Origin of the sequence: Rhizobium mulingense (assembly GCF_029194105.1) — a bacterium.
Taxonomy (GTDB): Bacteria; Pseudomonadota; Alphaproteobacteria; order Rhizobiales; family Rhizobiaceae; genus Rhizobium; species Rhizobium mulingense.
Genome location: NZ_JARFVE010000002.1, coordinates 366,931 through 383,085 on the forward strand (window position 1 = coordinate 366,931; position 16,155 = coordinate 383,085).

At 61.2% G+C, this 16,155-nt stretch carries 19 protein-coding genes; 6 read left to right on the top strand and 13 right to left on the bottom strand.

The features are described from left to right. Positions 1 to 40 precede the first annotated feature (40 nt). Positions 41 to 1,957, top strand: a complete 1,917-nt coding sequence (locus PYR71_RS01895) for an O-linked N-acetylglucosamine transferase, SPINDLY family protein (protein WP_275618024.1) — start codon at positions 41 to 43, stop codon at positions 1,955 to 1,957. Between the two features lie 77 nt (positions 1,958 to 2,034). On the opposite strand, the gene fliP is transcribed toward PYR71_RS01895, so the two are convergent. From fliP to flgF, 13 genes are all read right to left on the bottom strand, one after another. After that, positions 2,035 to 2,772: a flagellar type III secretion system pore protein FliP gene (gene fliP, locus PYR71_RS01900; RefSeq protein ID WP_183914564.1), complete on the bottom strand. Its 738-nt coding sequence runs from the start codon at positions 2,770 to 2,772 to the stop codon at positions 2,035 to 2,037. Continuing rightward, positions 2,769 to 3,275 carry a flagellar basal body-associated FliL family protein gene (locus tag PYR71_RS01905; protein WP_183914562.1) on the bottom strand — a complete coding sequence of 169 codons (507 nt, stop codon included), beginning with the start codon at positions 3,273 to 3,275 and terminating at the stop codon, positions 2,769 to 2,771. Before PYR71_RS01905 ends, fliP begins: the two co-directional genes overlap by 4 nt. A gap of 12 nt (positions 3,276 to 3,287) precedes the next feature. Next, a complete protein-coding gene (gene flgH, locus PYR71_RS01910; protein WP_183914560.1) occupies positions 3,288 to 4,004 on the bottom strand; it encodes a flagellar basal body L-ring protein FlgH in 717 nt (238 codons plus the stop codon). Next, positions 4,001 to 4,540: a MotE family protein gene (locus PYR71_RS01915; protein ID WP_275618025.1), complete on the bottom strand. Its 540-nt coding sequence runs from the start codon at positions 4,538 to 4,540 to the stop codon at positions 4,001 to 4,003. Before PYR71_RS01915 ends, flgH begins: the two co-directional genes overlap by 4 nt. Then, positions 4,537 to 5,658: a flagellar basal body P-ring protein FlgI gene (locus tag PYR71_RS01920; RefSeq protein ID WP_275618026.1), complete on the bottom strand. Its 1,122-nt coding sequence runs from the start codon at positions 5,656 to 5,658 to the stop codon at positions 4,537 to 4,539. The genes PYR71_RS01915 and PYR71_RS01920 overlap by 4 nt, the downstream gene beginning before the upstream one ends. After that, positions 5,655 to 6,137, bottom strand: a complete 483-nt coding sequence (flgA, locus tag PYR71_RS01925; protein ID WP_183914556.1) for a flagellar basal body P-ring formation chaperone FlgA — start codon at positions 6,135 to 6,137, stop codon at positions 5,655 to 5,657. The genes PYR71_RS01920 and flgA overlap by 4 nt, the downstream gene beginning before the upstream one ends. A gap of 16 nt (positions 6,138 to 6,153) precedes the next feature. After that, positions 6,154 to 6,942, bottom strand: coding sequence for a flagellar basal-body rod protein FlgG (flgG, locus tag PYR71_RS01930; protein WP_183914554.1), 789 nt, complete (start codon positions 6,940 to 6,942; stop codon positions 6,154 to 6,156). Between the two features lie 19 nt (positions 6,943 to 6,961). Then, on the bottom strand, positions 6,962 to 7,303 hold the full coding sequence (fliE, locus tag PYR71_RS01935; RefSeq protein WP_183914552.1) for a flagellar hook-basal body complex protein FliE: 342 nt from the start codon (positions 7,301 to 7,303) through the stop codon (positions 6,962 to 6,964). 3 nt (positions 7,304 to 7,306) lie between these two features. Then, entirely contained in the window at positions 7,307 to 7,723 is a 417-nt protein-coding gene (gene flgC, locus PYR71_RS01940; protein ID WP_275618027.1) for a flagellar basal body rod protein FlgC, read from the bottom strand. A 5-nt stretch (positions 7,724 to 7,728) separates the two neighbouring features. Beyond that, positions 7,729 to 8,121: a flagellar basal body rod protein FlgB gene (gene flgB / locus PYR71_RS01945; protein WP_183914548.1), complete on the bottom strand. Its 393-nt coding sequence runs from the start codon at positions 8,119 to 8,121 to the stop codon at positions 7,729 to 7,731. 159 nt (positions 8,122 to 8,280) lie between these two features. After that, positions 8,281 to 8,823 carry a flagellar protein gene (locus PYR71_RS01950; RefSeq protein WP_275618028.1) on the bottom strand — a complete coding sequence of 181 codons (543 nt, stop codon included), beginning with the start codon at positions 8,821 to 8,823 and terminating at the stop codon, positions 8,281 to 8,283. Between the two features lie 2 nt (positions 8,824 to 8,825). Continuing rightward, positions 8,826 to 10,220 carry a flagellar protein export ATPase FliI gene (gene fliI, locus PYR71_RS01955; protein ID WP_275618029.1) on the bottom strand — a complete coding sequence of 465 codons (1,395 nt, stop codon included), beginning with the start codon at positions 10,218 to 10,220 and terminating at the stop codon, positions 8,826 to 8,828. Between the two features lie 95 nt (positions 10,221 to 10,315). Continuing rightward, a complete protein-coding gene (gene flgF, locus PYR71_RS01960) occupies positions 10,316 to 11,050 on the bottom strand; it encodes a flagellar basal-body rod protein FlgF (protein ID WP_275618030.1) in 735 nt (244 codons plus the stop codon). Between the two features lie 254 nt (positions 11,051 to 11,304). Here flgF and motA point away from each other — a divergent pair, with 254 nt between their 5' ends. The 5 genes from motA to flhB all read left to right on the top strand — a co-directional run bounded on the left by motA (position 11,305) and on the right by flhB (position 16,154). Beyond that, a complete protein-coding gene (motA, locus tag PYR71_RS01965; protein WP_183914539.1) occupies positions 11,305 to 12,177 on the top strand; it encodes a flagellar motor stator protein MotA in 873 nt (290 codons plus the stop codon). Continuing rightward, entirely contained in the window at positions 12,178 to 13,125 is a 948-nt protein-coding gene (locus PYR71_RS01970) for a FliM/FliN family flagellar motor switch protein (protein ID WP_275618031.1), read from the top strand. 65 nt (positions 13,126 to 13,190) lie between these two features. Continuing rightward, positions 13,191 to 13,778, top strand: a complete 588-nt coding sequence (gene fliN / locus PYR71_RS01975; RefSeq protein ID WP_275618032.1) for a flagellar motor switch protein FliN — start codon at positions 13,191 to 13,193, stop codon at positions 13,776 to 13,778. A 27-nt stretch (positions 13,779 to 13,805) separates the two neighbouring features. Next, positions 13,806 to 14,846, top strand: coding sequence for a flagellar motor switch protein FliG (gene fliG / locus PYR71_RS01980; RefSeq protein WP_183914533.1), 1,041 nt, complete (start codon positions 13,806 to 13,808; stop codon positions 14,844 to 14,846). Between the two features lie 228 nt (positions 14,847 to 15,074). Beyond that, complete coding sequence (gene flhB / locus PYR71_RS01985) at positions 15,075 to 16,154, top strand: flagellar biosynthesis protein FlhB (protein ID WP_183914531.1); 1,080 nt, start codon at positions 15,075 to 15,077, stop codon at positions 16,152 to 16,154. Position 16,155: the final 1 nt, after the last annotated feature.

A 16,155-nucleotide genomic window follows, 5' to 3' on the forward strand; every position in this document is an offset into this window, starting at 1 on the left:
CGACAGCCATGCCAGAACATTTCCTTCACGGAGTTGGGTTTTGAACAGCAAAGTTTCGTTCTCTGCGGCATCCAGAGACTATCAGGCGGGCCGCTACACACAGTCCTTGGCGACGCTCAACCAGCTCATGGATATCCATCAGGACGCCAAGACCTACGCGCTGCTGGCCAAGAACCTCGTGCAACTCGGCTTCAAAGCCGATGCCGCGAAAGCCTATGGCCTGGCCGGCAATTGCGAAGGACCGAACGCCTACGAATATCAGAAACAGGCTGCCAAGCTCTACTACGAGACCGGCAACGAGGACGAAGCGCTGCTGATCGCCATGCGCAATCTCAGCAGGGCGCAGGAAGATGCCGAACTCGCCTTCATCATCACCGCGATCTATCTGAAGCGCCAGCAGCGGGATATCATCCGCCCGTTCAAGACGGTGCTGTCGGAAAGCATGAATCCCGATCACATGCGCCTGGCGGCCCTGCTGCTCAGCGACGATCTCAACGACGCAACCAACCAGACGCTTGCGCGCAATCTCTTCAAGCGTTTTCCGGGCAATCACGCCTTCCGCTTTCTCCATCTTGTTTTCGCCCGCGAATTCAACGATTTCGAAGAGGCAGCCAAGCATCGGGCGGTGATCGACGGGGCCCTGGCAAAGGGCGATCTCGAGATCCTGCGCAAGGACAACCCCTTCTATCATCTGCACTGGTGCGGCAACGAGGATTTCAACAGGTATGCAACGATTGGCACCACGCCGCTCAACCAGGAACGGATAGCTTTCCGCCGCAACCAGCCGCACACATGGTCAAACAAGATCCGGATCGGCTACATGTCGTCGGACTTCTGGGATCGCCACGCGACGATGAAGCTGTTGCAGCGCATCCTCGAGCTGCATGACAAGGACCGGTTCGAGGTGACGCTCTTCTGCCATACCGGGCCGGAATATCTGAAGCACAATGAGACCGATCGCAGCCGCTGGGGCAGGATCGTCGACATTCACGGCTTCTCCGACCAGGCGGTGCTGGCAGTCGTGCGCGAGCATAATATCGACATCATGGTCGATCTGAAGGGCCATACGTCAGGCAGCCGCGCGGCAGCCTTCAACCTGCCGCTTGCACCCGTCCATGTCGGCTGGCTCGGTTTTCCCGGCAGCACGGTCAACATCGACCTCGACTACGTCATCGGCGACCATTCCGTCCTGCCCGAAGTCGCAAAGCCGTTCTATCACGAGAAATTTTGCCGGCTGCCGGAGAGCTACCAGCCGAACGACCCGATGCATCGTCCGAAGCCGCGTCCGGTCACCCGCGAGCAGCTCGGCCTGCCGGAAGAGGCCTTCATATTTGCCTCGTTCAACGGCAACCGCAAAATCACGCCGGAGACGATCAACAGCTGGTGCCGGATCCTCAAGCGGGCGCCGAACAGTGTGCTCTGGCTGATGGCGAATACGCCGCGCAACCAGGCGAACCTGTTGAAGCACTTCCAGACGGCAGGCATCTCGCCCAAGCGGATCATCTTCTGCCCGCGCGCACCCTATGAACAACATATAGACCGCCAGCAGGCGGCCGACCTCGGCATCGACACTTTCCCCGTCAACGGCCACACGACCACCTCGGAGCAGCTCTGGGGCGGCCTGCCGGTTCTGACCGTGAAGGGTACCAATTTCGCCTCACGCGTCAGCGAGAGTCTGCTGAGAGCAATGGATCTGCCCGAGCTCGTTGCCGGCGACCTGCAGGCCTACGAGGATCTTGCCGTCGAGCTGGCGCAGAATCCCGGGCGGATCGCCGAATACAAGGCGCGCCTGAAGGAGAAGCGTTATATCGCGCCACTCTTCGACGCCGAACGTTTCTGCAATCATCTGGAGCAGGCCTACGAAATCATGGCCGACCGTGCCAAACAGCATCTCGCCCCAGAGCACATGGACATTCCGGCGCTGCCGCCACGCACCGCCCCTTTCGCTTCCGAGTAAGGGTTCGACTTGCATGGAAAACCCCGCCGGACCGCTCCGGCGGGGTTTTCTTGTGGCCAATGATGGGCGGCGGCGTATCAGCTGAACGAGCGCACCAGACTGCCGACGAGGAGGTTCCAGCCGTCGATCAGCACGAAAAAGAGAATCTTGAACGGCAGCGAGATCGAGGTCGGCGGCAGCATCATCATGCCCATCGCCATGGTGATGGTCGCGACGATGAGGTCGATGACGAGGAACGGCAGCACGACGAGAAAGCCGATCTCGAAGCCGCGGCGGATCTCGGAAATCATGAAGGCCGGAATCAGCACCCGGTAGTCGATCGGATCCGATGTCTGGATAGTCTGGCCGCGTTCGCGCGCCAGATCGACGAAGAGCGCCAGATCCTTGTCGCGGGTATTGGCCGCCATGAAGGTACGGAATGGTTCGCCGATACGCTGGACCGCCTCGGTCTCGTTGATCTGATTGGCAAGCAGCGGCTGCACGCCGTTCTGCCAGGCCTGATCGAAGGTCGGAGACATGACGTAGAAGGTCATGAACAGCGACAGCGACAGCAGGATCATGTTGGAGGGCGTCGAGGAGAGGCCCATGCCGGAGCGCAGGATCGAGAAAGCGATGATGAAGCGCGGGAAGCTCGTCACCATGATCAGGATGCCCGGCGCGACCGAAAGAATGGTCAGCAGGCCGAAGGTGCGGATGATCCAGGCGGCGACGGAGCCATCGACCGGCACATTCAACAAGTCAGTCGGCAGCTGCTGTGCCACCGCCAGTTCCGGTACCGCCATCATGGCGGCAAGGAAAATTATTAATCGAATCATTCGATGACAAATGTCCTGAACATGACCTTCGATACCCGCCCTTGCGAGCGAAGGTCAACACGTTCCTGAATGTCATCCTTGAGATATTGGAAGCCTCGCGGGCCCTCGATCTGCTGCAGCGAAACGGTCCTGATATAAGCGAGGATATCCTGATGAATATCCTCCGAAACCTTGACGTCAGGCGGCCCGTTGAACAGCAGCGCGACTTCCAGCCGCACCCAGTTTTCCGAGGGGTAGGCGAGGTTCGAGGTGATCGGTTCGAGCTGGACGACGTTATTGGCCTCGGTCGAGATGCGCGCCAGGCCTTCCTCGGCCTTCTTCTTGGCTTCGGCCTCCTTGGCCTGTTCGGCCTCCTTGGCGCCCTTGATCTCGGGCGCGACGATCGTGCCGACCGCCCAGCCGCCGCCGGCGCCGAGCAAGGTCAGGATGGCGACGCCGATGATCGTCATCAGCGGGCCGGATTTCTTCTTCGGTTGACCTGCGCTTAAGTCTGCGTCTGCCATCGTCGTTCGGCCTCAAAGCGGCGAGAAAAGGTCGACGGCCTGCTGGCCGCGCGGAGGCTGCTGCACTTCCATCAGGCGGCCGCGGCCGCCATAGGAGATGCGGGCTTCGGCGATCTTGTCATAGGAGATCTGGTTTTCGGCGTTGACGTCCTGCGGACGCACGATACCGGCGACGTTCAGGATGCGCAGCTCCTGGTTCAGGCGCACCTCCTGCGAGCCTGATATGACGAGGTTACCGTTTTCGAGAATGCCGGTGACGACGGCCGCGACCAGAAGGGTGATCTTGTCGGTGCGCTCGATCTTGCCCTTGCCGTCAGTGCTGGTGTCGGAGCCGTAGGTCAGGTCGGTCTTGGATTCAGGCGTCCAGCCGAAAATCTGGGCGTTGATGTCCCAGTTCATGCCGCTCGAATTCGTTCGGCTGCGGTTGGTCTCGTTGTCGAAGGAGGCCTTGTCGTTGATCTGGATGTCGACGGTCAGGATGTCGCCGACGTTGAGCGCGCGTGCGTCCTTGAACAGGGCGGCCTGCGAATCGCTCCACAGCGAATAACCCTGCGCGACGGCGCGCGGCTGCTTCGGATAGAGCGCCATCTGCGGCGTCTGGCCATAGGCAAGGCCGCTACCGATCGGGCTCATGGCGGGCGCGCGGCCGATCTCGCTGACCGCCGTCGGAGACTGGCAGCCTGCAAGGAGTGCGAGAGCGGCGATCGCGGCCGGGAAACGCATGTTCATGAAGGATCCTTCGACGTATTGGGATCGGACGCACTGGCGATGACGCTGGCGATGGAGGCTGCTTTCTGCGGGTCCATCTCGTTGAGGATGAGGCTCGACTGGCGCGGGCCGAGCCGCATGATCACGGCGGAGGCCACCTCGATCTTCATATCCTGCAGCTGGAGCGCCGCCGCGTCCGGCTTCATCTTCCTGTAGATTTCGGTGAGACCGGCTTCCGCCTGCTTCAGGAAATCGTCGCGCCGCTTCAGCCAATCCTGATATTCGGCCTTGCGCTTGTCCATCTCCGCCATGCGGGCGTCGATGTCGGCGCGAAGCCTTTCCAGTTCCTGCTTCTGCAGGAGGTAACGCTGGTCGCGGGCGGGATCGGCAATGTTGGTGCAGAATTGCCTGATCTCGTCCTCAGACGTGATGTCTCCCTCCGGGTGCTGCTGCGCGAAGGCGCCGGGGATCGACAGAAGGATGAGGCCTGCTGCCGGGAGCGCCAGCCGGCGCAGCAATTGCAAGACCGTCAGGTCGGTGTTCAGGATCGTCTTCATTGCAGCACAAGCTCCGCCTGCAGGGCGCCCGCCGATTTGATGCCCTGGAGAATGGCGATGATGCCATCCGGTTTCACACCGATATTGTTGAGGCCGGCGACAAGGGTCCTGAGGTCGGGACCGTCGATGATAGCGACGCGTCCGCCGGTCTGCTCAGCCGCGATATCGGTCTGCGGCTGGACCGCGGTCCGGCCGCGCGAGAAAGGTTCAGGCTGGATGATCTGCGGCGTCTCGGTGACCTGGACCGTCAGCGTGCCGTAGCTGACGGCGACCGGCGAGACGCGGACATCGGAGCCGATGACGATTGTTCCGGTGCGCTCATTGATCACAACCTTGGCCGGCGTATCGGTTTCGACGATGAGGTTTTCGACATCCGCCATCAGCCGGGTGAGATCGGCCTGGCGCGGCTTCTGGATCACCACTTCCTGCGAATCCTTGGCTTCGGCGACCGGGCCGCCGAAGCGGGCCGAGGCATAACCGTTGACGATGTCGGCAATGCGGATCGCCGTCGAGAAGTCGGGATTGCGCAGCTGCAGCACGAGATTGACCGAATCCTTGAAGCGGGAGGGCAACTCACGTTCGATAATGGCGCCGCCCGGCACGCGGCCGGCGGTGGTCACACCTTCGGTCACGATCGCCGCCTGGCCTTGGGCCTGAAAGCCGGAGACGATGACGGCGCCCTGCGCGACGGCGTAGATCTGGCCGTCGGCTCCGGAAAGCGAGGTCATGACGAGCGTGCCGCCGCGCAGCGACGTCGCGTCGCCGAGCGAGCTGACCGTCACGTCGATACGGCTGCCGGGGCTTGCGAACGGCGGCAGGTTCGCGGTGACCATCACGGCGGCGGTGTTCTTGGCGCTGGACTGGCCGCCCTGCGTCGAAATGCCGAGATTCTGCAGCATCGCCCGCATCGACTGCTCGGTGAAGGGCGACGACCGGAAGCCGTCGCCGGTGCCCTGCAGACCGACGATGAGGCCATAACCGATCAGCTGATTGTCGCGGCCGGCCTGGAGAGAGGCGATATCCTTGATGCGCGACGTCAGCGCCCAGGCCGGAGCGACGTCGGCCAGGCTCATGGCGAGAACCGCGGCAAGGGTCAGGAAACGGAACAACAATCTCATTTTGCCCTCACATGGACCGTGCCGTCGGCAAGCACCGTGCCGCTGACGATGACGCCGGAATCCATATTGCGCGCGCGGATGAGCTGCCCGGTGGCGCCGTCTTCGAGCGGCGTGCCGGCGGCCGAGATTGTCATCGCGCCCAGAGAGAAGACCAGGCGGATCGAAGAGCCGCGCGTCACCGTATAGGGTTCGCGCAGACCCGAAACCGCGATCGTGCGGCCCGGCAGCAGCGTGCGCTTGGAGACCAGGCCTTCGACCTGGGAGATCGATTTGGCAAAATCGCCGGCAAGGTTGGGGTTGGTGACCTCGACCTCCTGAAGCTGGCTGGCCGATAATGTATCCCCGGGGTAGATGATTGTCGTCGGGACGACGGCATAGCCCATGCCGGCGTCGGCGCCTGCGGGCATGACGATGCCCGCGACTGCGATCATGGCTGCCGCCATCCATCCCGAGATGTGTCCTGCCCGGCAAAACATCATGTTTCGGCCCTTCCCTTTACTTCAGGTTCTTGCTGACGATGGAGGCCATTTCATCAGCGGTAGTGATCACCTTGGAGTTCATTTCGTAAGCGCGCTGGGCCGATATCAGCTCGGTGATTTCCTTCACCGGATCGACGTTCGAGGACTCCAGATAGCCCTGCTTCATGTAGGCGAAGCCTTCCTCGTCGGGATTGCCGACGACGGCCTCGCCGGAGGCGGCCGTTTCCTGGAAGAGGTTGTCGCCGATCGGCTGGAGGCCCGCCTCGTTGACGAAGTCGGCAAGCGTCAACTGGCCAAGCACGGTCGTATTGGTCTGCCCGGGCAGCTTGACCGACACTTCGCCGGAGCGGCTGATGGTCAGTTCGGTCGACCCCTGCGGAATGGTGATGCCGGGAAGGACTTCATAGCCATCGATCGTGACGAGCTGGCCCTGGTCGTTCTTGTTGAAGGCGCCGGCGCGGGTATAGAGCGTGGTGCCGTCGGTCGACTGGATCTGGAAGAAGCCCTTGCCGATCAGTGCGATGTCGAGATCGTTGCCGGTCTGGGTGAGTTCGCCCTGGAGATGCAGATTGCGCACCGCAGACGTCTGAACGCCGAGACCGATATTGGCGCCTTCGGGAACGACGGCCTGGTTGGCGCGGTTGGCGACGCCCTTGGCGCGTTCGGTCTGATAGAGCAGATCCGTGAACTCGGCGCGGGCGCGCTTGAAGCCTGTGGTGTTGATGTTGGCGATGTTGTTCGCGATAACTTCCAGGTTGGTCTGCTGGGCATCCATGCCCGTTGCTGCAATGGCGAGCGCTCTCATGTGTTCGTCCTCAAATCAGTTACATCTGCATCTTGGTGACTTCGAGAAAGGCCGAGACGATCTTGTCGCGGATGGCAATCGCAGTCTGCAGCGTCTGCTCGGCCTGGAGCATGGAATCGACGACTTCACGGGTCGTCGCCGTGCCCTTGATGCCGGCAAAGGACATGCTTTCGGCGCCCTTCAGACTGTTGACAGCCTCGGTCGCCATGTTGCCCATGACGGATGCGAAGCTCATACCGTTGGCCGCACCCGCGGTGCCCGGCATGGTCGTTGCGGACGCTGAGGCGGAATTTTCGGTGTCGACGGCGCCGAGCGCACGAGTCATCGAAAGGTTGCTGACATTCTGGACGCTGCTGATCATTTATTATTGGCTCTTCAGAAGATCGATCGTGGACGAAATGAGGTCGCGGGTCTGCTTGATGGTCTGCAGGTTGGCGTCGTAGGAGCGGTTGGCTTCACGCATGTCGGCCATCTCGACCAAGATGTTGACGTTCGGCAGCTTGACGACGCCCTTCTGGTCCGCAGCCGGGTTGCTGGGGTCGAATTCGGTGCTGAAATCACCTTCGTCGACGCCGACCTTCTTGACGTTGACCATCTCGACGCCGCTCGCGCGGTCCATCTGCTGGCCGAAGGTAATCGTCTTGCGGCGATAGGGGTCGGCGCCGGGCGTGTCGCCGGTCGAACGGGCGTTGGCGATGTTTTCCGAGACGATGCGTAGACGCGTCGATTGCGCCTCGAGCCCCGAACCGGCAATTTTCATAGCGGCGGAAAGCGGATCCATGACAATTACTTCCTGACGGTCATCAGCATCATGCGGTTGAAGGAGCTGACCAGCGAGGTGTTCAGATCGTACTGGCGTTTGATGTCGCCCGACTTCGAAAGCTCCTCGGCCAGTCCGACGGTGTTGCCGGATTCCTGAATGCCGATCTCCTGGTCGAGCGCGGCGTCCTTGACGTCGATATCGCCGCTGACGCTGAAATCGTTGCCGCTCAGATGCGCCGGATTGGTGCGCGCCATGGTGATGTCGGACCTGTCCAGGACGGCGTCAAACGGCGTGACGTCCTTGGCGCGAAATTTCGGGGTATTGGCATTCGCGATATTGCCGGCAACAACCTGCTGACGGATCGTCAGCCATTCCGCCTGTCGCGAAGCCAAGTCGAAAAGTTGGATCGGTTGCATGAGAACTCTCCGTTTTTACTAGCCCGAACCTAGTGCGGTAATCTTGCGTGGGACTTACCGGAAATCGGGCTTGGAGGCGCTTTCGGCCGGGCCGTATAAGAGAAAGGGCTCCTGCCGGTCTGTGGCGGAGCCCCTGTTGCCTTCGGCCTTTGAAGCGGTTCAGTCGTTCTTGTAGATCTCACCCTTGGAGGTGATGATCACCCACTTGCCGTCCCGCTGCTCCAGCGTCGCAAGACGGCTTTCGTCGGGCAGGACCGAGCCGATGCGCACGACATACATGCCCGAGGGATCCTCGATCAGCGCCCGGCCGTTGGAGACATGCAGCAGACGGAAGGAAGACTTGCCAGGGAAAGGCTGATCTTCCAGCATGTCGCCGCCATCACGCGCCTTGCCGAGATCGGAGACCGTTGCCGTTGTCAGCGGATCGACTGTCGGAACCTTCTTGGCCGCCTCGTTCTTGTTGACCATGGCCAGCGGCGAGACGCTGAATACGTTGCGGGCCGGCCAATCCGGCAGTTCGCGCGAATTGCTGCTGGCGGCGACGTTGATGCCGAACTTGTCGGCGTTGAAGAAGACGTACCAGGGGAAAAAGGCCGAAGCGCCGGCAAGCGCCAGGCCGGTGTAGGTGAGAAACCGATCCAGCATGGCGCCCTTCCTGCGCTGCTTCAGCGAAGCGATGCGTTCGTCGTCGAATTCAGCCACGCCTATCTCCTTTGGATGGGTGCGCCCTGATTGCCCATGCCGGCTGCCGCCTTCAGCGCGCCGGCGAGATCAGCAAAGGCGTCGACCGACTCACGATCGCCCGGCGCCTGTTTCAGGACGTCGTAAATGATGGGGACCTGCTTGACCGCCATGTCGAGATCGGGATCGGCGCCCTGGCGGTAACCGCCGATCAGGCGCAGGTCTCGCGTCTCCTCAAAGCGGTGGATCAACACTTTCAGCCGCGACACCAGCTTTTCCTGGTCCGGCGTCCAGGCCTTACGGGCAAGACGCGAGATCGAGGCGAGCGGATCGATTGGCGGATAACGCCCTTCTTCGGCGAGGCTGCGCTGCAGGACGATATGACCGTCGAGGATGCCGCGCGTCGAATCGGCGATCGGGTCGTTATGATTGTCGCCGTCGACGAGGATCGAGATGATCGCGGTGATCGTACCTGCATCCTCGGGGCCTGGACCGGCGCGTTCGAGCAGGCGCGGCAGTTCGGTGAAGACCGACGCGGGATAGCCGCGCGCGATCGGCGGCTCACCGGAGGCGGTTGCCACCTCGCGGATCGCGTGGGCGAAACGGGTAACACTGTCGACGATGAAGAGGACGTTCTCGCCCTTGTCGCGGAAGTGCTCGGCAATGGTGATTGCTGTCAGCGGTGCCATCTTGCGCAGCATCGGGCTCTCGTCGCTGGTCGCGACGACGGCGATCGCCTTCTTCATATTGCTGCCGAGTGTATCCTCGATGAATTCGCGCACCTCACGGCCGCGTTCGCCGACGAGCGCGATGACGACCTTGTCGAAGGCATCGGCGCGGGCGAGCATGGACAAAAGCGTCGACTTGCCGACGCCGGATCCGGCGAAAATGCCGAGGCGCTGCCCGAGGCAGAGCGGCGAGAAGATATCGATCGCGCGCACGCCGGTCTTGAAGCCGGTCCCGACGCGCTGGCGGGTCATCGACGGCGGCGCGGTGTTGGAGATGGAGCGGCGATCGAGGCCCTCGACGATCGGACCCAGCCCGTCGATCGGCTCGCAGAGCGAGTTGACGGTGCGCCCGCACCAGCTGTCGGACGGCGAAATACGGAAGGCGCCCTTGCGGATGACGGTATCATGGATGCCGATCGGCTCGCCGGGTTCGATCGGGCAGACGTAGATCAGCTCCGGCTCGACACGAACGACCTCGCCGAGATGGACGCCGGAGGCGGATTTATGCGCCACGAACTCGCCGAGACGAACATGGCGGGAAAGACCGCGAACGGTGTAGTGGCCGGCGGCAATGGTCTGCACGCGGCCGCCATGGGCAACCGCGAACTCGGGCGATGCATATTGCTCGATGAGACCCGCCAGATACGCCAGCTTCGGGGAAAGGCCGTCCTCGGACAGTAGCGTGCTCATGCTTCAATCCCACCCGAAAACGCGACGCATTTTCGGTCTTTGTTCTTATGCATGTCGTCCTCCCCAAACCGCCGCACACTTTTGGGCGAAAGGCATTAGCGGCTGCCCCCGAGCGTCTGGACGGCTTGCTTGAACGAATCCTCGCTGTCGCGCATCAGCGACGAGATGCTTTCAAAGGCGCGGTTGACTTCGATCAGCTGGGTGATCTCGCGCATGGCATTGACGTTGGAGTTTTCCAGATAACCCTGCTCGACGCCGACATTGAAGTGGTCCACCACGGCGCGCGGCTGATCGGTGGTCATGATGCCGCTGTTTTCGTAGCGCAGATAACCCTTGCTGATATCGGCCTCGAACAGCCCGAGCGATCCGACCTGCCGGCCTGACTGATAGATGACGCCGTCGGCGCCGACCGCCGGCTCGCCGGCTTTCGTATCGAGCTGGATCGGCGCGCCGGCAGCGTCGAGAACCGGATATCCCCGGATCGAGACGAGCTCGCCGGTTTCTTTCAGGGTGAAGCGGCCGTCCCGCGTCAGCACACGGCCGGCCGGCGTGTCGAGTGCAAACCAGGCATCGCCCTTGACGGCGAAATCGAGCATGTTGCCGGTGTGTTGCAGTTCGCCGTTCTGCTCGTTGAGATAATCATTGCCCTGGGAGACGAAGGCAACCTTCGTGTTCAGCTTGTTCTTGGTGGCCGCCACCATCTCGTCGAACTTCACCTCGGTGGCGCGAAAACCGGTCGTGTTCACGTTGGCCATGTTGTCCGCGATGGTGTTCAGGCGCTTTTCGAGCGCCATCTGCGACGACAGAGAAACGTAAAGACCGGATTGCATGTCGGAAAGCTCCAAGCATTGGCGATGAACGGAACGAAAAGCCGGGCGCCGTCTGATCTGGTTTCGGCCGGAATTTCGCTGAGGCGGCATCTCAGAAACGGGCGCGAACGCCCATTCGTCTCCTTCAGATTGACGGCAGATGCTTGCGCGAAGCTGGCACGCTGAAATGCCGGCATGCGGCCTTTTCATCAGCCTCACGCAAGGCAGAAACCCTATCCGTCTCAAAGAAAAGCAACGTTCAGATTGGGCTGACGATGAACATCATTATCGGATTTATAGTGACCTGCGGCTGTATCGTCGGCAGCTTCATGGCGATGGGCGGCCACGTGGAGGCTCTGTTCCAGCCCTTCGAATTCGTCATCATCGGCGGCGCGGGTCTCGGCAGCTTCATCATGGCAAACCCGATGAAGGTGGTGAAGGATTCCGGCAAAGCGCTCGGGGAAGCTTTCAAGCACGCCGTGCCGAAGGAGCGCAATTATCTCGACACGCTGGGCGTGCTCTATTCGCTGATGCGCGACCTGCGCACCAAGTCGCGAAACGAAATCGAAGCCCATATCGATAATCCGGGCGAATCGGCGATCTTCCAGCAAGCGCCCACGGTTTTGAAGAACAAGGAACTGACGGCCTTCATCTGCGATTACGTCCGCCTGATCATCATCGGCAACGCGCGCAGCCACGAAATCGAGGCGCTGATGGATGAAGAGCTCAACACCATCATGCACGACAAGATGAAGCCCTACCACGCGATCCAGATCATGGGCGACTCTTTCCCGGCGATCGGTATCGTCGCGGCTGTTCTCGGCGTCATCAAGGCGATGGCCCACATCAACGATTCGCCCGAAGTGCTCGGCCACCTGATCGGCTCGGCGCTGGTCGGCACCTTCCTCGGCATTCTGTTGTCCTACTGCCTTTGCTCGCCGCTGGTCTCCCAGATCAAGGTCGTCCGCAACAAGCAGCATCGCCTCTACGTCATCGTCAAGCAGACCCTGCTTGCCTATATGAACGGCTCGGTGCCGCAGGTCGCTCTCGAATACGGCCGCAAGACGATCTCGGCCTACGAGCGGCCGTCCATTGACGCCGTCGAACAGGAAATGATGAACCCAGGCGGCGAGAACAAGGCGGCTTAAATGACGAGCAATGCTTCGCACCACAACCCGGCAATGGATCCTGCGCTTCTCGCCAAGCTGACCGGCGGGCTCGGCGACAGAGGCAGGGTTTCCAAGATCTGCAGCTCCTTCGGAGAGGTTTACAGCGAATTCTTTCCCGATGTCATCAAAAGCGAAACCGGTCTCGACGTAACGGTCAACTATCTCGGCTGCGAGATCGGATACAAGAACCACCTGATCGATGATCTCAGCGCGAACGTGACGCTCGTCGACATGATGCTGCGCAACTGGTCGCAGAACGTCACGCTTGCCTGCGGCAATGGTTTCGTCATCACGCTAATGGAACACCTGCTCGGCGCCACCGCCGATACGATCGAGGAACCGGCCGACCGGCTGCTCTCGATCATCGAACTCGATCTGGCGGTCATGGTCTTCGACAAGATCGCCAAGGTGCTGCGCTCGGCGGTCAACGCGCCGGGCGGTTTCGAACCGAGCCTTTCGGCCCCGCACGCCCATGACACGCGCCCCCGGCCGGCGGAAGACAAGCCGGATGAATTCGCCGCCGCCATCAGCATGTCGATCACGCTCGCCGGCATCGTTTCGGAATTCTCGTTGATCGTTCCGCAAACGGCGCTGCTGAAGACCAAGGTAACGCCGCCGAAGCCGAAGCGTCAGGCCGGTGGCGCCTCTCCGGAATGGACCGAACAGCTCGGCGATCAGGTCCGCCGCTCGCATGTCACGCTTGAGGCCAGAATCAGCCTGCAGGACCTGACGCTGCGCACGATATCGAAGCTGATGGTCGGCGACGTCATCCCCTTCCGCGACACCGGCGAGGTACGCGTCGAGGTCAGCGCCAACAGCAAGGAATTGTATATCTGCGAGTTTGGCCGTTCAGGCGAAAATTACATGGTACGCGTCAAGGATACGGTGAACTCGGATGACGAACTCATCCGTCATTTGATGAAATAATCGGTTCTCTGGCTTTTGGGCTGCAAAGGCAGTTTGAGGCAAGTTTCAACTGGAATAGTGATTTCATGGCTACGAAGAAAACACAGCAGAACAGCGACCTCTCCCTGGATGTGCCGGGCAGCGAAGCGGATCTCGAGCAGGCGATCGACGATCTGCGCGGCGTGCTGAAGCAGGATGCCGATGGCGACCTGTCGCAGTTTGGCGGCGACCTGGAGAATGATGCCTTCGGAGCAGGAACGGATCTGGCGGCCTTTGGCGGCGAGATTTCGGATTCCCCTTTCGGCGGCGACGATTTCGGCGGCGATTTCGGCGCTGGCAATGCCAGCCCGGCTGCAGGCATGGATTTCGGCGGCAGCTCTTCGTTCGAGGCGGCGCCGGCGCCGCTCGGCAGCGCGCTGACTTCGAACTTTGAACTGATCATGGACATTCCGGTCGATGTCCAGATCATGCTCGGCACCAGCCGGATGCAGGTTTCCGGCCTGATGAATCTCAACGAAGGAGCGACGATCGCGCTCGACAAGAAAATCGGCGAACCTGTCGAGATCATGGTGAACGGCCGCAGGATCGCACGCGGCGAGATCACGGTGCTTGATAATGACGACACCCGGTTCGGCGTGAAACTGATAGAAGTTTTGAGTACAAAAAAAGCCTGATCCCTGTGGGGACGGAGAGGTTAGACCATGATGGACTTTGACGATTTCGGCGGCGCGCTAGCCGGGAAACCGTTGACCCAGGCTGAAAAGGCGGCGGCGGTCCTTCTCGCCATGGGAAAGGGCGTTGCCGGCCGGCTGTTGAAATATTTCACCCAGGCCGAGCTGCAGACTATTATCGCATCTGCCCAGTCGCTGCGCGCCATTCCGCCGGACGAACTGCTGTCGCTCGTCTCCGAGTTCGAGGACCTCTTCACCGAGGGCGCCGGACTGATGGACAATGCCAAGGCGATCGAGGCCATTCTGGAAGAAGGCCTGACGCCGGACGAGGTTGACAGCCTGCTCGGCCGCCGCACGGCCTTCCAGGCCTACGAGACCTCGATCTGGGATCGCCTCAGCGAGGCGGAGCCGGCATTCGTCGCGCAGTTCCTGCTGCGCGAACATCCGCAGACCGTCGCCTACATCCTTTCGATGATGCCCTCCTCCTTCGGCGCCAAGGTGCTCCTGCAGCTTCCCGACAACCGTCGCGCCGACATCATGAACCGCACGGTCAACATGAAGGCCGTCAGCCCGAAGGCTGCGCAGATCATCGAAAACCAGGTGATGACGCTGCTTGCCGAAGTCGAGGCGGAACGCAACGCAGCCGGCTCGACGAAGGTCGCCGATCTCATGAACGAGCTCGACAAACCGCAGGTCGACACGCTGCTCACCTCGCTCGAATCGATCAGCCGCGAATCGGTCAACAAGGTCCGGCCGAAGATCTTCCTCTTCGAGGACCTGATGTATATGCCGCAGCGCAGCCGCGTGCTGCTGCTTAACGACATTTCGACCGACGTGCTCACCGTCGCGCTGCGCGGCTCGCCGGCCGAGATCCGCGAATCGGTTCTCTCCGCCATCAGCCCGCGCCAGCGCCGCATGATCGAATCGGATCTGCAGAGCGGCATGGGCGGGGTCAATCCGCGCGAGATCGCCATTGCCCGGCGCGCCGTGGCACAGGAAGCGATTCGCCTGGCCAACTCAGGCCAGATCGAGCTCAAGGAGAAGGAAGGCGACGCTTCGGCAGCGGCCTGATCTTGCGAGACTGTTGACAAATCCGGCCGCCTGAAAGGCGGCTGTTGATCACCGTGCAACAGGCGACTACCCTTCATCGATAGGCCGCGCTCTATAGCGTGTCGCAGAAAACCCGGTTTTCACGACGCGCTACAGCTCTTTGTTTTGATGCATGTCGTCATCCCAAAACCGCTGCCCTTGGGTGGCATGCATTCGCTGCGGCCTGTTTCTTTGACGGAGGGCCGCGACTTGGCAGACGATGACAAGGACAGCAAAACAGAAGCCCCGACCGCGAAAAAGCAAAGCGATGCCGCGGAAAAGGGCAATGTGCCGTTTTCGCGCGAGCTGTCGATCTTCGCGACCATCCTTGCCACCTTCATTTATCTGGTGTTCTTCCTTCCCGAAAGCGTTGGGCGCATGAGCGAAATGCTGCGCGATATCTTCGAGCAGCCCGATCAATGGAAGATCGAAACGGGGCCGGATGTCCTGGCGCTCTTCGTGCGGCTCGGCTGGGCATTCGCTGCGCTGCTGGCGCCTGCCTTCATCCTGCTCATGGTCTTCGGCATCGCCTCGTCGATCTTCCAGAACCTACCGACACCTGTGCTGGAACGCATCAGGCCGCAGGCCTCGCGCATTTCACCGATCAAGGGCTGGTCACGGCTCTTCAGCCTGCCCGGCCTCGTCGAGTTCGGAAAGTCGCTGTTCAAGGTTGTTGTCGTCGGGGTGATTCTGTTCTTCGTGCTGAGGAGCGAATATTTCGGCTCGATCGACGCGATGTTCTCCGATCCGCAGACCATCCTCGTCAGGATGATGACGGCGATGCGCAAGATCATCGTCGTCATGCTGGTCGCCACCGCGATCGTGGCGATCGCCGATCTTTTCTGGACGCGCCATCACTGGTTCACCGAACTCAAGATGACGCGCCACGAAGTGAAGGAAGAAAACAAGCAGGCGCAGGGTGATCCCTTCGTCAAAAGCCGCCAGCGCTCGCTGATGCGCGACCGCGCGCGCCGGCGCATGATCGCCAACGTGCACCGCGCAACGCTCGTCATCGCCAACCCGACGCACTACGCCGTGGCGCTGCGTTACGCGCGTGAGGAGAACGACGCTCCGGTGGTGCTGGCGAAGGGCCAGGACCTCATTGCGCTGAAGATCAGAGAGATCGCCGAGCAGAACGGCATCCCGGTGTTCGAAGATCCGCCACTTGCACGCTCCATGTTTGCGCAAGTCTCGGTCGATAGTGTCATACCGTCAGTCTTCTATAAGGCCGTTGCGGAGCTCATACACAGGGTCTACGCCGCAGACGCCAAGAACAAACGGGTAAGATAAG

What these genes read in the sequence shown, in the direction of transcription:
- fliP (WP_183914564.1), bottom strand. Translation starts at nt 2,772, where the DNA reads ATGATTCGATTAATAATTTTCCTTGCCGCCATGATGGCGGTACCGGAA.
- PYR71_RS01905 (WP_183914562.1), bottom strand. Translation starts at nt 3,275, where the DNA reads ATGGCAGACGCAGACTTAAGCGCAGGTCAACCGAAGAAGAAATCCGGC.
- flgH (WP_183914560.1), bottom strand. Translation starts at nt 4,004, where the DNA reads ATGAACATGCGTTTCCCGGCCGCGATCGCCGCTCTCGCACTCCTTGCA.
- PYR71_RS01915 (WP_275618025.1), bottom strand. Translation starts at nt 4,540, where the DNA reads ATGAAGACGATCCTGAACACCGACCTGACGGTCTTGCAATTGCTGCGC.
- PYR71_RS01920 (WP_275618026.1), bottom strand. Translation starts at nt 5,658, where the DNA reads ATGAGATTGTTGTTCCGTTTCCTGACCCTTGCCGCGGTTCTCGCCATG.
- flgA (WP_183914556.1), bottom strand. Translation starts at nt 6,137, where the DNA reads ATGATGTTTTGCCGGGCAGGACACATCTCGGGATGGATGGCGGCAGCC.
- flgG (WP_183914554.1), bottom strand. Translation starts at nt 6,942, where the DNA reads ATGAGAGCGCTCGCCATTGCAGCAACGGGCATGGATGCCCAGCAGACC.
- fliE (WP_183914552.1), bottom strand. Translation starts at nt 7,303, where the DNA reads ATGATCAGCAGCGTCCAGAATGTCAGCAACCTTTCGATGACTCGTGCG.
- flgC (WP_275618027.1), bottom strand. Translation starts at nt 7,723, where the DNA reads ATGGATCCGCTTTCCGCCGCTATGAAAATTGCCGGTTCGGGGCTCGAG.
- flgB (WP_183914548.1), bottom strand. Translation starts at nt 8,121, where the DNA reads ATGCAACCGATCCAACTTTTCGACTTGGCTTCGCGACAGGCGGAATGG.
- fliI (WP_275618029.1), bottom strand. Translation starts at nt 10,220, where the DNA reads ATGAGCACGCTACTGTCCGAGGACGGCCTTTCCCCGAAGCTGGCGTAT.
- flgF (WP_275618030.1), bottom strand. Translation starts at nt 11,050, where the DNA reads ATGCAATCCGGTCTTTACGTTTCTCTGTCGTCGCAGATGGCGCTCGAA.
- motA (WP_183914539.1), top strand. Translation starts at nt 11,305, where the DNA reads ATGAACATCATTATCGGATTTATAGTGACCTGCGGCTGTATCGTCGGC.
- PYR71_RS01970 (WP_275618031.1), top strand. Translation starts at nt 12,178, where the DNA reads ATGACGAGCAATGCTTCGCACCACAACCCGGCAATGGATCCTGCGCTT.
- fliN (WP_275618032.1), top strand. Translation starts at nt 13,191, where the DNA reads ATGGCTACGAAGAAAACACAGCAGAACAGCGACCTCTCCCTGGATGTG.
- fliG (WP_183914533.1), top strand. Translation starts at nt 13,806, where the DNA reads ATGATGGACTTTGACGATTTCGGCGGCGCGCTAGCCGGGAAACCGTTG.